Origin of the sequence: Hymenobacter arizonensis (assembly GCF_900115775.1) — a bacterium.
GTDB lineage: Bacteria > Bacteroidota > Bacteroidia > Cytophagales > Hymenobacteraceae > Hymenobacter > Hymenobacter arizonensis.
The window spans coordinates 127,676-141,589 of the sequence record NZ_FOXS01000003.1 but is presented as its reverse complement, the minus strand read 5'-3'; the positions used below and the strand labels follow the sequence as shown (position 1 = coordinate 141,589).

Below are 13,914 nucleotides of genomic sequence, written 5' to 3'. Positions count from 1 at the left end.
CGAGCAGCAGGCGTTGCGCAACCCGAGAGCTGTTTTGTCGCCTGCCTACTTAACGAGTTCTTGAAATCCCGCCGGCAGGTACTGGCGGGCAATGCGGCTTTCCGGCTGCCGGTCAAAGCAGTAGAGAGCCAACAAAAAGCCCCATTCCATCGGCTTTATCAATAGGTACAGCCCGTTGGCCACCGCCCGCACGTGCTTCCACTTCTCGACCGGAATTTGCAAGCCGTCGTAGCCGCGGCGCAGCACGCGCTGGAGCCGCGGCAGCCGCTCGCTTAACAGCTCCTCAAATGCATTGCACACCTGCAACTGCCGCGTGACGCGGATTAGGTGCCCGTGCCGGTGGCCCCACCGCAAAGGCTTGACCAAGCCGTGGCTGCCAAACCCGGCGATAGTGCAGATGTATTCGGTGTTCGGCGTGGACACGCACTGCTCGCACAGGCCCTGCGAAAACAAGCCATCCTTGCTTTGCAGAAAGGACTGCAGCAAGCTGTCCGGTTGCTGACCGGCCAAGAGCAGCACGGCTTGGCCAACGGTCACAAAAAATGGGAACGCAAGCAGGTGGGCCGCCCCGTTGGTATGCCCGAAATAAAAGCGGTGCAGGCGGTTGAGCACCGGGTGGAGAGAGGTACCTTCTGCTGCTTGCCGCAGGTTGTACGTGGTTTGGATGTAGAGTTGGGTGGCCAACAAAACGGTGGCGGGGCCCAGGGCAAAGGCGGGCAAGACGAACAGGGCAAAGAAAAACAGCGGCGAGAGCAGCAGCACGGCCCCGATGCCCGCAATGGGGAGGTAGTGCACGAACTGCGCCACGCACAGCAGCCCCCCCGCCGCCAGGGCCGGTGGAATGAGCACGAGGACAAGCGGGGCAACGCGCTCCTTTTTCGTGCGCGAAACAAAATACAGGCCGATGCTGGCCGCTAAAAACGCGAAGACCGAGAAGGCATGGCGCCAGTCCAGCAGCTCGGCCTCTTCCGTGAATAAGGTCAAAGACAGCCAGCCGAGCACGGGAGAAACCAGCAAGGCGAACTTTTCGAAGCCTTGCACCGGCAAGGGTTCGGCTCGGCTTTCGGATTGCAGCATCTTCCGGGCGCATTTTATTGCGGGGAGGCTAAACAACGCCGTGACTGCCAGCACGGCGGTCAATAAGCCCCAAGAAAGTGAGTCGTGCACGCGGAAATTGTTGAGTGATTAAGAAGCAGATGAAACACCTGCCAGCCGAGAAAGCAAAGGTATTGTAAAGTACTTTGAATAACAAAGTAAATAAAGGGACGGCGTCACTGCCTTTTTTACCAAGTGGATCTCGCAGTTGGCACACTTTCCCCGTAAGTTGCCCCCCTTATGCCCCTTCATTCCCTTTTGCGCGGCTCGTTGCTCCTAGCCTCGGTCCTTATGTCGAATTGCTCGCAGGGGCAAGCCCCGGCGGAAGCCCCCGCAGGGCCAGCCCTCCCCGCTCCTACTACCTCACCCCTGCCCGAACTGCTCGAAGGCGGCGGCGAGCAGGCCGTGCGGGCGGCCGTGCAGCAAGGCATTGTCATCCCCTGGGGCACACCCGTGCCGGCGCCCACGAGCCGGGTGGTCGTGCGGTTTGTGGTGGGTACGCTGGGCGAAGTGGACAAGGAGGAAATCGTGCAGGGCCTGAATCCCACCGTGGACGCCGCGGTGCTGGCATCCGTACGCGCCCTGCCCCTCTTTTGCCCGGTGCAGCGGGCGGGTAAGTACCAGCGCGTGCCGTACGTACTCGCAATTGAGGCGCCCGGGGTGGTCACCCCCGCCCAGCGCCGGGAGGCCGAAACGCGCTGGCGGCAAACCGCCCGGCGCCTTCCCGGCGAAGCCGACAGCACCTTTGTGCGGCGGGTGCTGCCCTTGTCCTACACCGACAACCTGCTGGCCTACGCGTGGCGGCCGAGCGCCTTTGGCAAACAATTGTTCTTCAGCCAGCGGGGCGGGGAAAATAACCAAGGTGGCACGGACCTGTACCTGCTCGACCCCTACCAGCCCGATACCTACGCGGTGCAAATCCTGCCCATCGAAACGATGGGCGACCTGACCGACTTGGCTGCCTTTTTCTTCGCGGACGCCACCGGCGACGGCCGCCCCGACCTGCTGGCACTGGCCGAATGCAGCCTGCGCGAAACGTTCGTGATCGAAGGCGAACGGATGACCGGGCGCGCGAACCAATACGAAACCCATGTCTGGCAGGATGCGGGGGTGGACAAGGCCGGCCGGCCCCGGTACCGGGAGGACCTGACGCCGCGTCCCTACCTCGACGGGCTGCCCAAGGCCGCCGAGGTGCGCCGGGCACTGGCCCGGCACGCCCGCAGCCGGCCGAGGGCTAAATGAGGTCATTTACGGTCGCCGTTACGGGGTACCTCTATACCCTGCTAACGGACTAAAAATGTGGGAAAGATCACCAGGGCCAGCAAAGCCATCATAATTAAGATTACCACGCGCGTTTCGCTCCTTGCTTTGCTTGCTACCACAATGAATACAATGAGATAGGTAATCGCGAACGGGATTAATTCGTCTTCCTACGCCCCCGTCAAATACCCATACATCCCCTCCTCCACCGGCGTGTCCATCGCAAATCGCACCTTCACTACCGGCAACCCATGGAGGATAGTTTCGATGAATTCCTCCGGCCGCACCTCGCCCATAAAGTAAAAGTCCCCGCCCTCTCCGTTGTGCTTTTTCACAAACAAGGGAATGAATAACTCAGGCTGCTCCCGCAGGGCCACAATCTCGGGACTCGTCAGCTTCCGCCGCGACTTGGACATCCAGTCGAAAATATGCGGCGATACAAACCCGTCCTCGTAGGCCGTGCTCGAGGCAATGTCCACCTCCTTGTGGTAGTTGACAAATAACGGAAGCACGTTACCCTTGAGCTTGTAGCCGTACACGGTGGAGCTCTCGTCCTTGTCCCAGTTTAAGAGGCGGCAAACGTCGCGTCGCGAGTATTTCTGATATAAGAAGAAGCCGCGGGCATAGACGCTCTGGGCGCGAAACTCCGCGTACCGGGCCCGGGCAAATTGCAGGATGTCCCGCAAAAAATCACAGAATACCTCATTCTCCAGCATATCCGAGAACGTGGTCGTGAAGTCAAGCACTTCATCTTCCTCGATAACCGGCCGGGGCGTGCCCACAAAGTCAAAGTTGATATTGCGCAGGCACGACTGATAAGTAGACCTAGAAAAGTCCAGACCATAAGTAGCCTGCAGGTGGGCCTTGATTTGCGCGAAGCTCAGCCTACCCTTTTCCAACAACAACCCTACTATCTCCACCTCCTCAATCCGCTTGGCGTTGGCCAGGTGCTGGGAGATGAGCGCTAATATTTCGACTTCGCCTGCACTTAACTCTTCTATTTCCTCCTGCCCGGCAACAAAGGCATAGTAGCTGCCCCACCCTTCCACGTACTGAAAGGGGTCGCGACCGCCGTGCGTTACGAAATCCATCATCCAAGGCATCCGACCCAGCTTAAACCGGAGCAGCTTGTAGTCCTGCACGAGCTCGCGCCGGCCGTTTAGCTTGGCCGCGTCAAGGGCCGCGTAGATGCGCTCCTGGGCAATGCGGTCAAAGTTGATTGTCGACGCCCCCGGCAACAAGCTGCTGCCCGCGGCCAACAGCTTGCGCAGGGCGTCCTTGTTGTAGGACGTGTCACCAAACAAGGCAATGGGGATGAGGTAGCTCGAGGCGTAGTTACCAATGAAATCAATAACGGTTAGGTACTCCTTACCGGCCGCCTTGCGCAGGCCCCGCCCGAGCTGCTGGACAAACACGATGGCCGACTGCGTAGGCCGCAGCAACATTACCTGGTTTAGACGGGGGATGTCAATGCCCTCATTGAAGATGTCGACTGTGAACAGGTAGTGCAGGCGAGTCGCCGGGTCATCGCTTTCCAGCTGGGCGATGGCCTGGGTGCGGGTCTCCTCGCCACTCCCGCCATGCAGCGCCAGCGTGCGCAATCCAGTCTGGTTGAATGCCCTCGATAACGCTTGGCTTTCTTCTACTGAACGGCAAAATACGAGGCCTCTGACTTCACCGGAGTCACAACCATAAAACGCGGCCCGGTCCAGGATATGCGCCACGCGTTCCTCCGCTAGCAATAGATTAAACCCTGCTTCTTCCTCCACCACGGCCCCGGCGACCGTTACGTCGGTGACGCCAAAGTACTGGAACGGGCAGAGCATATCCTCTTCCAGGGCCCGCTGCAACCGAATCTCGTAGGCGATGTTGTGGTCAAACTGCTGGAAGATGTCGTAGCCATCCGTGCGTTCCGGCGTGGCCGTCATGCCAAGCAGAAACGCTGGGCTGAAGTGGGCGAGCAGCCGCTTATACCCCGCCGCTCCCGAACGATGGGTTTCGTCGACAACGATGTAATCGAAGTAGGTTGCTGCGAACAGCGCCAGGTGGTGGTCCTGCGATAAGGTTTGGACCGTGCAAAACAGGAAATCGGCGGACAGGTCTTTGCTTTCCCCTGAATACAACCCCATCGTTCTGCTGTTCCCAAACACGCGCTGAAAGGTGCGCAGGGCCGCTTTGGCAATGGTGGCGCGGTGAACCACAAACAAGAGGTGCCGGGGCATGACCTGCCGGGCATCGAAGGCCGACAGGTAGGTTTTGCCCGTGCCGGTTGCGGAAATCAGCAGGGCCTTGCGCTCGCCCGCCGCGCGCAACTGGGCAATATTCCTTAATGCCTCCACTTGCATGGCGTTGGGGGAGATTACGGCGTGTAACTCCACCAAATTCTTGGCCCGGCTTAATAGTCGAGCTTGTGCTTGGTACACTTCCTCGTAGGCGAGAATAAACGCCTCGTCCACGGCTATCCCGGCGGCAAACTCCTGAGCGAACGTGGTACGCACGTCGCCGATGAGCTCGCCCGCGTTCAAGCCAGCCACGAGCAGATTCCACTCTTTGTTTACCCGCAGCGCTCCCGCCGTCAAGTTGCTGCTGCCAATAAGCAGGTTGTAGCCCTCACCTTGATTGAATAGATACCCCTTGGCGTGGAAGTTGCCCGTGGTGGCCATTCGCAACTCAATGTTGGCAAATTGCCGCAGGGCCCGCAGCGCTTCGGGTTGGGTGAAGTTCTGGTACTGCGAGACCAGCACCCGCCCGCGGACCTGCCGGCGCTCGAGCTCCTGCAGCACATGAAGCAGGGCGGCAATGCCGCTCTTGGTGGCGAAGGCCACCGAAAACCAGAACTCAGAGCAGGCCTGTAACTGGCGGTGCACCACGCTGAGCACGGTCTTGCCCTGCGCCTTGTCGTTGCGCACAAGCTGGGGCACGAATTGGTCCTCGGCGGGGGTAGTTGCCTCGAGAAAGCCGCGGTGCAAGCCCGCTGCTAGCAGGTCCTGGTTCATCCGCGCAGCTTCTCAACCAGGGGCACATCGGCTGCTGCCCAGTCTAGGGTTTGCAGTTGCTCAGTTCGAAGCCACTTAAAACCGGTGTGCTCGTGCAGGACCAACTCCTCGTTCAGCGCGGTGCATCGCAGGCCGTGCATGGTAATGATGAAATCCGGGTACTCGTGTTCGACAGTGAGCAAGTGACCGTCCACTTGAATGTCGATTGCTAGTTCCTCCTTGATTTCCCGAATTAGGGCTTGGGCCTGGGTCTCGCCTGACTCCACCTTGCCGCCCGGAAACTCCCACTTGTACGCGATGTACTCGTACTTACTGGCGCCTCGCTGAAGGCAAAGTATCTCTTCGCCGCGCTGAATAATAGCGGCTACCACTTCGTGGTGTTTTTTCATGAACCTAGGGTAGAACGGGCATTAACAGCCAGCGAAGCTAGTGAATAGGGATTTAGCCACCTAAAATGCAAGGGGTAACTATTGGTATCTACCCAACTTTTCAAAGCTTTGGTACACCCGGTATATGCTACCTTGAGGTGGTCTAGCTAAGCCGGACAGAATTAGGACGTGGTTTTGAATTGGGTTTCGAAGTGGTTAGGTGAGTGGTAGCCGAGCGCAGAATGACGCCGTTCCGCGTTGTAATAAGCGACGTGGTGGCTGATTTCGAGCCGGGCTTCGGCCAGGCCGGGAAAGCTTCCACCGTCGAGCAATTCGGCTTTGAAGCGGCTCCAAAACGATTCGGCGTGGGTCGTACCCGGTAGGGCGTTGTCGTAGCAGGTGCCCCGCCGGCTCATGCTTTGCTGCGCGCCGTGTTTGGCCACCAAGTCTTTGAAGCGGGTGGCCGTGTATTGACTGCCCTGGTCGGAATGCACGACGAGCCCGGCCGGGGGCCGGCGCACGGCCAAGGCGCGCCGTAGCGCCTCGCTCACGAGGTCTTCGGGCATGGTGTCGCGTACGTCCCAGCCCACGATTTTGCGCGAGCAGCGGTCGAGCCACGCGGCCAGGTAAAGCCAGCCCCCGCCCTGGCGGGGTCGTACCCGGTAGGGCAGGTAGGTGATGTCGCCCACCCAGACCCGGTTGGGGGCCGCAGGGGCCGGCTGGCCCAGCAAGCGGTTCGGCGCGGCCCGCACGGCCGGGTCGGAGTCGGTCGTGCGCGGCACGAACGAACGAGGCTGCTGGGCGCGCAGGCCGTGCGCTATGAGCACGCGGCGGATGCGCCAGCGCCCCACGGCGTGGCCCTGGGCCTGCACTTCGGCGCGCAGCCGGCGCGTGCCGTAGCGCTGAATGTGGTAGGCAAACGCTTGGCGCACGGCGACTTGCCAGGCAGGTTTAGGAGCCGGTCGGCCCTGCTGCCGCTGCCAAGCGTAGTACGCGCTGGGCGCGACCTGCAGCACCTGGCAGAGCTGGCGTACCGGTGTCTTGCTGGCTCGTTGGGCAATGTGCTGGTAGGTGCTCACGGGGTCGGCTGGGCGAAGATGGCCAAGGCTTTTTTAAAATGTCGAGCTCCTGCTCCGCCCGCTTGAGGCGGGCCCGCAAGGCGCGCACCTCCGGGTCGCGGGCCACTTCCACGCTGCCCACCTCGGCCACCACCTGGGCTGCTACCAGCAGTAGAGCAACTTGGGGCTGATGCATGCCCAACTCACGGGCCGCGGCCTGCGTGCTGCGGCTTTCGCTGGCTAAGCGCAAGGCCTCGGCCTTAAACACTTCGTCGTATTTGCGTCGTTGGTCGGGCGACGACCCGCTCTTTTTTGCGGTCATAACAGAAGAAATATACGTCCTTCTTCTGTCCACCTTGCCTAGACCACCTCAGGCTACGCTTATATCCGCTTCAATGCTTTACGGGCATGCAGGTGGGGCAGCAGGGGGATTATCGCTTAGCAATAGGTTTAGAAAATAAGGCATTTCCGTGGACTTGGCGTAACCATTAAAGCTATGGTTGAACATTCCTTTCTTCTTGCAACGATAGAACCGGGCCTGAAAACTCTGGCCACCCGTACTTTTTGTACTGAGCATGGGTGCCACATAATGATGGTAGTCGTAATTTCTTCGGCCCAAAGTAGTAATGCCCAGACGACGATGCAAGGGAGCAAAAATCCAGAACTTATTGAGTACCTTATCGGTAGGATTATAGCCAATGACCACTCGACGATACTGCCCGTCGTTATCCGCTCTAGCTGGGGTACGGTCCAGGTAGTCGTCATATGTTTGGCCCGGCACAGCCGCCGCAACGCTCCCGATACGGATGTCGGGGTGAGTAGGCGTGCTATAATTTACCGCGTCTTTGCAGGCTTGTTGATAATAAAAGCGCGCTACATCATTGCCCGCCGCGTCTATAGTGGTGAGGTCCTGCCAGAATTTTAAATTACTGTCCTTCACTGACGCCACCTGGCCTCCCATGGTTGAGGTAACGTTCCACAGCGTGTTGCAACCGACCAGGGTGCCAAGGCTATGCGTAAGAATCCGGATGGGGTGAGCGTGTGAAATCTGATTAACTACCCCTCGTAAGGCCAAACCAACCAATTGGGCATTGGGTTGCGCGTAGAGGAAGAAAAATGGAACAGCCCCGCTTCTTCCATCCCAGTACACTTCTAGCACCTGATAGGGCCCGTTAGGCAATCCGTTCACGCGTAGCTGCTTCTCTACTTCCGTAAAGGAATCTTTGGCTTCTTCGGGTGTGTTATTAAAGCCATGAATCAGCACCACCAGCGTTGACTTAGCGCCCAGCTGGTCCAACTGCTTGTTGATCTTGGAGGCTGCCTCCTGCCGCAGCTTGAACTGCAACGCGGGCCAGGCTTCCAGCATGTCGGTCGGCGGCGTAATGCCATGCACGTCATACAGGTTTGTCAAATCTGACGGATGGTTTTTATAGTACCGCAGCAAATACCCTTGGCCGGTTCCTTTGGCTCCGAGAACCGCATCGGTGATGCCTGGGCCATTTGACGGGTAAAGGCTGCCGTCGCGATCGATATACAACTGCATGGGCCCCGAGTTAACTGGCTTCTGCGCGAGTGTACCAAAAACGACGGCCCGGCCACAGTTGGTTAGCAAGATACTGACCAGCAGCATGAGCCCTGCAATGGTCAGCTTACCAAACGCGGAACGAAAAGCAGTAAAATAGATCATCATATAGGTCTGTGTAGTTTGCGCTAAAACTAGCTTTTCGGACGTGATACTGTATCAGTGCAGGCACTGAATATTCTTCACGTACTTGGACCAGGGTGGCACGTCTCCAGCCTACTACCTCATACAGCAGGAGGCTAAAGACTCAATAATGCTTATCGGAGGCTTCACCAGGGAAGATCATTTCGTTCCCGCTGGGAAGCTTGAGAAGGCTTGTGTCTCAAATGAAGAGCCCCCGCCTCTGTTGAGACGCCAGGGCGGACACATTATTGCTGTTTTTGCTTTTCTGGCTCCAACTTAGCTGAACGAGAAAGAATGGTAAAGCCTAGACCTGCAGAAAACCAAATGTCTCCATGATATTGCCAGTTATTAAGGTTTCGGTTTGATACATAATCTTGGCCCACGAAAAAACCAAACTGCGTAATGTCCATCTCAAATACTACCCCTAGCGATGGAGTTAACGCTGGTCGGTCGGAATCATCATTGATTACTCCGTTGGTGCTTGCGCTAGTAAGGCTAACCGAAGTAATACCAAATCCAAAAAGAAGGTCAAAGTAGTTTTTGGAATGATGTCCCATACGCCCTTTCCACCCAATAGCGGGACCTAACGTTATATCTTTTGAAAAATCGAATGGTCGGAATCGGACTTTAACAGGGACAAGGGTTGAGCCAGCTGTAAATGCTAAAGCTGTACTGTACCGGCGCCTGGCATTGTTAGCAACATCATTACGCGACATTAGAAAGTATTTGTCATTGTAAAGGGCTGCTTCCGTGCTTTGACTGGTTGCATCAAAATCCCACATGTATATGACAACAGAATCAGCGCTGGGGCTATCATAGGCAATAGTAAAAACACGGCCCCCATCCGGAGATTCTACATAAGGCTCATTTTTGAATTTACCCATTGTATCACATGGTTTGAGCCTCGTGATATGTGTAAAGCTAAAATTGTATGGCCGTGAATCCTCTGGGTCGTCAAACCCCGACTGAGCGATGGCTGGTAGGCTCAGCACTAGGCCATACATAAGTACAAGGCGGCGAAAGTAGCATAGCAGTACACGTACCAACTGAGAGACTGTAAAAGAATGCCTGGAATATATCGAAGCCATGGGAACAGAAGCTTTGCGTGTCGACAAATGTCTAAGCCATTGCCCTCCAGCACATCAGTACTACCACTGATTCATAGAATTTGCAACTTTAGATAAGTGCAGCTTCCAACTGCTCCCATTATTAATGACCAACACACCCGCCGAGCTGCGCAGCTTCTCCAGCACTAGCGATCTGAAAGAGTTCACAGTTTGGTTATGCCTGCCCAGGTTTCAGCTCTCTACCCCATCTCCCACAACTCTTCCTAACAGGTAGTATGCGCCGGGGTGCGCCGCTGCTGCTGCCCGTGCCAGGGCGTGGTCGTTTTACCGGACGAAATCTTCACCCAGCGCCGTGGCCACCTGCACGCTGCCATTGCCCAAGCGTTGCTTCAGCGCGTCGAGTTGCTGCGTAAGCCGCGCGGCCCGCTCGCGGTTATCCGGCGCCAACAAACTCAGTTGCCCTTCTCCACCCTTGCCTTCGGCAACTCCCGCCAGCCCGGCCCAAACTCTGAGCGCGGGCATTGCCGGGAGGATACAGGGGAAAAACTGTATAGCATTACCCCCACCGCACCAGCTTTCTAGCTAGCCTGGCGCGGTAGTGATACCAGGAAACCTCGTCCCTAACTCAGCGCCGCCAGCCCCCCAGCAGTCAGCGCACCCACCAGCGTGTTCACGGCGTTAACCGCGTTATTACCCACGTACCCTCGGCGCTCGAGCGTGGCCCCGAGCACGGAGTCGGCCAGGTTGCCGGCCGTGCCCGCCACCAGCAGCCACCCAAATGCCGGCCCCCAGCCACTAGCCAGGCAGTACACCGCCGCCACCAGCGCACTGCCCGCCAGCCCCAGCAAGGTTCCCTCCAGGCTCACGACCCCGTTCTCGCCCCGGCGGTCGGGCCGGCCCGTGAGCACGTGGTAGTAGCGGCGGCCGTACACATTGCCCAGCTCCGAAGACAGCGTGTCGGCCGTAGCCGCGGCAAAGCTGCCGGCTACCAGCAGCGGGGCCAGCGGCGCCACCGCGGGAATTAGCCAAGCCAGCGTCCCGAGCAGGCCCGCGACGCCCGCGTTAGCCAGCACCTGCCCGGCCGTGCGCGGGCCGTGGTCCTGGTCTACCAGCCCCAGCTGCCGCTTTTCCGCCCGTTTCCAGGACGTGGCCCCCGAGCCCAGAACGAAGAAGAGGGTTATTAAGCCAACTCCCAACCAGCCACAGCCCAAAAACAAGAACAGGCCTACCGCGCCCCCGGTCCACACCCCGGCCCGCGTGAGCTTGGCGGTTTGCGCGCTGTACGCCATGCCCGCGCCGAGCAGCAATACCACGAAGCCCAAGTGTAACGGATCCTTCACGCCGCAAAAATACAGGCAGAAGCGGCCGACGTGACACGGGGCTGGCCGAGCCCAGTCGTCGGTCAACTCCCGTCACCCATTCCTAAAATAAGTGCTACTATTACGCTATTTATTTACCCTCGTTCTAGCACTCCCCATGGGATTAACCACTATTCGACTCCAGGCCCTGCTGTTGGCCACCGCCTGCTTGCCCTTCTGGATGCCCGGCGCCCAGGCCCAAAAAGCGCCGGCAGCCAAAGCCCGGGCGGCGAAGACCAGCACCTTTGCGTTGCCCTACGAAAAATTTGTGCTGGATAACGGCCTGGAAGTGATCCTGCACGAAGACCACTCCGACCCCATCGTGGCCTTCGCCACCATCGTGCACGTGGGCTCCAACCGCGAGAAGCCCGGCAAGACCGGCTTTGCGCACTTCTTCGAGCACATGTCGTTCAACGACTCGGAAAATGCCCCCGTGGGCGCCAACCGCAAGCTCATCGAGGAGTGGGGCGGCCAGCGCAACGGCGGCACCTGGAACGACGGCACCCAGTACTACGAAGTGGTGCCCAAGGACGCGTTCGACAAAATCATGTGGATCGACTCCGACCGGCTCGGGTACATGATCAAGACCGTGACTGCCGAGGCCCTGGCCCGCGAAATTCAGGTGGTGAAAAACGAGAAGCGCCAGAATTACGACAACGTGCCCTACGGCTTTACCAACGAAATCCTCCGCCGCAACCTTTACCCCGCCGACCACCCGTACAGCTGGACGGTTATTGGCTCGCTGCCCGACCTGCAAGCCGCCACGCTGGCCGACGTGCAGGAATTTTACCGCCAGTACTACGGGCCGAACAACGCCACGCTGGTCATCGCCGGCGACATCAACATCGCCGATACCAAAGCCAAGGTGCAGCGTTGGTTCGGCGAAATCAAGAAGGGCCCCGCCGTCAAGCCCCTGCCCCCCCGGCCCGCCGGCCTGACGCAGGTGAAGTCCCTGTACTACGAAGACAACTTCGCCCGCCTGCCCCAGTTGCAGCTGGTGTTCCCCACCATTCAACAGTACCACCGCGATACCTACGCCCTGGAAATCCTTGCTCAGCTTTTGGCCGGCAACCGAAGCGCTCCCCTGTACCAAATTCTTGTCGACGAAAAGAAGCTGGCGCCCGGGGTAAGCAGCTACCAGCTCAGCAGCGAGCTGGCTGGCGAATTCGTGCTCGGCGTGCGGGCCAATCCCAATGTGAGTTTACAGCAGGTGCACGCCGCCATCCAGCAAGGGTTCCAGCGCTTCGAAACCCAAGGCTTTTCCGACACGGAGCTTGCCCGGATCCGGGCCAAGGTGGAAACCGACCTCTACAGCGGGGTGGAGTCGGTGCTGAGCAAGGCCCTGCAAATGGGCCGCGACAATGAGTTTGCCGGCGACCCGGCCCACCTCACCAAAGCCGCTAAACTCACGCAGGCCGTGACCCGGGCCGACGTGCTGCGCGTCTACAACCAGTACCTGAAAAACAAGCCCTACGTGATGACCAGCGTGGTGCCCAAAGGCCAGCAGAACTTGGTGGTAGAGGGGGCGCAGCTCGCGCCCATCCAGCAGGAACAGGTGGTAGCCGGGGTGCAGAACGAAGCAGTCGGCCAAGGCGCCGAAGCCCAGTTCGAGAAAACCGTTACCAAAAACGACCGTTCCGAACCGGCTTTCCTCAAAACGCCCTTGTTCACGATGCCCGCCGTGTGGAACGCGTCCCTGACCAACGGCCTCAAGGTCTACGGCATTGACAACCGCGAAATTCCGCTGGTCACGTTTGACGTGACAATTCCCGGCGGCCATTACCTGGACCCGGTGGGCAAAGCCGGCGTCGCGGCGTTGATGGCCCAGATGCTGGCGCAAGGTACGGCCCGCAAAACCCCGGCCCAGTTGGAGGAGGCCATCGACTTATTGGGCGCCACCATCTCCGTCAACAGCACCACCGAAGAGATTCGGGTGCAGGCCCGCTGCTTGGCCCGCAACTTCGGGCCCACCCTGGCCCTGGTGCAGGAAATGCTGCTGCAACCCCGCTGGGACGCAGCGGAATTTGACCGACTGAAACGAGCCCTGGCCACCAACTTGAAAGGCCAGGAAGCGAACCCGGGAGCCGTGGCCAACCTGAACCTCATCCGGCTACTGTACGGCCCGAACCACATCCTGGGCACCCCGGCCAGCGGCACGCTGGAGTCGACCGCTGCCATCACCCTGGACGACTTGAAAGCGTACTACAACACTGCCGTATCGCCGTCGGGAGCGGCCTTCCACCTCGTGGGCGCCCTCGACCGGCAGCAAGTAGAAGCCGCCTTGCAGCCGTTGGCCACGCAGTGGGCCGCCAAACCCGTGGCGATGCCCTCGTACGCCATTCCCGCCCAAACCTTGGCGGGCAATGTGTACTTCATCGACGTGCCCGACGCCAAACAGTCGATGCTGTACGCGGGCCGGTTGGGGCTGGCCGGCCAGGACCCCGAGGTAACGAAAGCGACGTTTGCCAACGCCGTACTGGGCGGCGGTTCCAGCGGCCGCCTGACGCAGCTGCTGCGCATTGAAAAAGGCTACACCTACGGCGCTTTTTCCTCGGTGCAGGAGTTAAAGGAAAGGGCCCCGTTCGTGGTCTCCACCAGCGTGCGCGCCAATGTCACCGGGGCTTCGCTGCAACTCATCCGCCAGCTACTCACCGACTACGGCCCTACCTTCAAGGAAGCGGACGTTGAAATCGCCAAAAGTAAAATTCTCAAAGGCAATACCTTGGCCTACGAAAGCCAGGCCGCGAAACTGGGCATCCTGCGCCGGATGAGCAAATTCGGTAAGTCCCCCAAGTTTCTGGAAGAAGACCAGGCAAAACTGCTGCAGATGACCCTGGCGGATTTCAAGTCCACAATTGGCAGCTACATGCCGGAAAAAGAACTCGTGTACGTCGTCGTCGGCGATAAAGCCACGCAGTTTGAGGAAGTGAAGAAATTCGCCAATGGCAAGGTTGTGCTCCTGGCCCCCAACGGCACCCCGGTGAAATAAGTGGGTATTGAGTTAAAA

11 protein-coding genes are annotated in these 13,914 nt (G+C 58.9%); 2 read left to right on the top strand and 9 right to left on the bottom strand.

Annotated features, from left to right (window positions below; translation table 11 throughout):
* Positions 1 to 45: 45 nt before the first annotated feature.
* Positions 46 to 1,077, bottom strand: coding sequence for a DUF6688 domain-containing protein (locus BMZ66_RS12325; protein ID WP_092673439.1), 1,032 nt, complete (start codon positions 1,075 to 1,077; stop codon positions 46 to 48).
* Between the two features lie 309 nt (positions 1,078 to 1,386).
* Between BMZ66_RS12325 and BMZ66_RS12320 the strand changes: the two genes are divergently transcribed.
* The gene (locus tag BMZ66_RS12320) at positions 1,387 to 2,337 is read left to right on the top strand and encodes a hypothetical protein (RefSeq protein ID WP_092673436.1); all 951 of its coding nucleotides are present in this window, start codon (positions 1,387 to 1,389) and stop codon (positions 2,335 to 2,337) included.
* A gap of 188 nt (positions 2,338 to 2,525) precedes the next feature.
* On the opposite strand, the gene BMZ66_RS12315 is transcribed toward BMZ66_RS12320, so the two are convergent.
* From BMZ66_RS12315 to BMZ66_RS12290, 8 genes are all read right to left on the bottom strand, one after another.
* Entirely contained in the window at positions 2,526 to 5,351 is a 2,826-nt protein-coding gene (locus BMZ66_RS12315; protein WP_092673433.1) for a DEAD/DEAH box helicase, read from the bottom strand.
* Positions 5,348 to 5,740: a (deoxy)nucleoside triphosphate pyrophosphohydrolase gene (locus BMZ66_RS12310; protein WP_092673430.1), complete on the bottom strand. Its 393-nt coding sequence runs from the start codon at positions 5,738 to 5,740 to the stop codon at positions 5,348 to 5,350. Before BMZ66_RS12310 ends, BMZ66_RS12315 begins: the two co-directional genes overlap by 4 nt.
* Positions 5,741 to 5,901: 161 nt before the next feature.
* Positions 5,902 to 6,780: an IS3 family transposase gene (locus tag BMZ66_RS12305; protein ID WP_234795099.1), complete on the bottom strand. Its 879-nt coding sequence runs from the start codon at positions 6,778 to 6,780 to the stop codon at positions 5,902 to 5,904.
* Entirely contained in the window at positions 6,671 to 7,099 is a 429-nt protein-coding gene (locus BMZ66_RS26060) for a transposase (RefSeq protein WP_234795079.1), read from the bottom strand. The genes BMZ66_RS12305 and BMZ66_RS26060 overlap by 110 nt, the downstream gene beginning before the upstream one ends.
* Positions 7,100 to 7,177: 78 nt before the next feature.
* Entirely contained in the window at positions 7,178 to 8,467 is a 1,290-nt protein-coding gene (locus tag BMZ66_RS12300) for a lipase family protein (protein WP_092673424.1), read from the bottom strand.
* A 260-nt stretch (positions 8,468 to 8,727) separates the two neighbouring features.
* Entirely contained in the window at positions 8,728 to 9,366 is a 639-nt protein-coding gene (locus tag BMZ66_RS25125) for a hypothetical protein (RefSeq protein WP_143080177.1), read from the bottom strand.
* Positions 9,367 to 9,873: 507 nt separating this feature from the next.
* A complete protein-coding gene (locus BMZ66_RS12295) occupies positions 9,874 to 10,071 on the bottom strand; it encodes a hypothetical protein (RefSeq protein WP_092673421.1) in 198 nt (65 codons plus the stop codon).
* A 98-nt stretch (positions 10,072 to 10,169) separates the two neighbouring features.
* Complete coding sequence (locus BMZ66_RS12290; protein ID WP_214606993.1) at positions 10,170 to 10,889, bottom strand: DUF92 domain-containing protein; 720 nt, start codon at positions 10,887 to 10,889, stop codon at positions 10,170 to 10,172.
* A 136-nt stretch (positions 10,890 to 11,025) separates the two neighbouring features.
* Between BMZ66_RS12290 and BMZ66_RS12285 the strand changes: the two genes are divergently transcribed.
* Complete coding sequence (locus BMZ66_RS12285) at positions 11,026 to 13,896, top strand: M16 family metallopeptidase (RefSeq protein WP_214606992.1); 2,871 nt, start codon at positions 11,026 to 11,028, stop codon at positions 13,894 to 13,896.
* Positions 13,897 to 13,914: the final 18 nt, after the last annotated feature.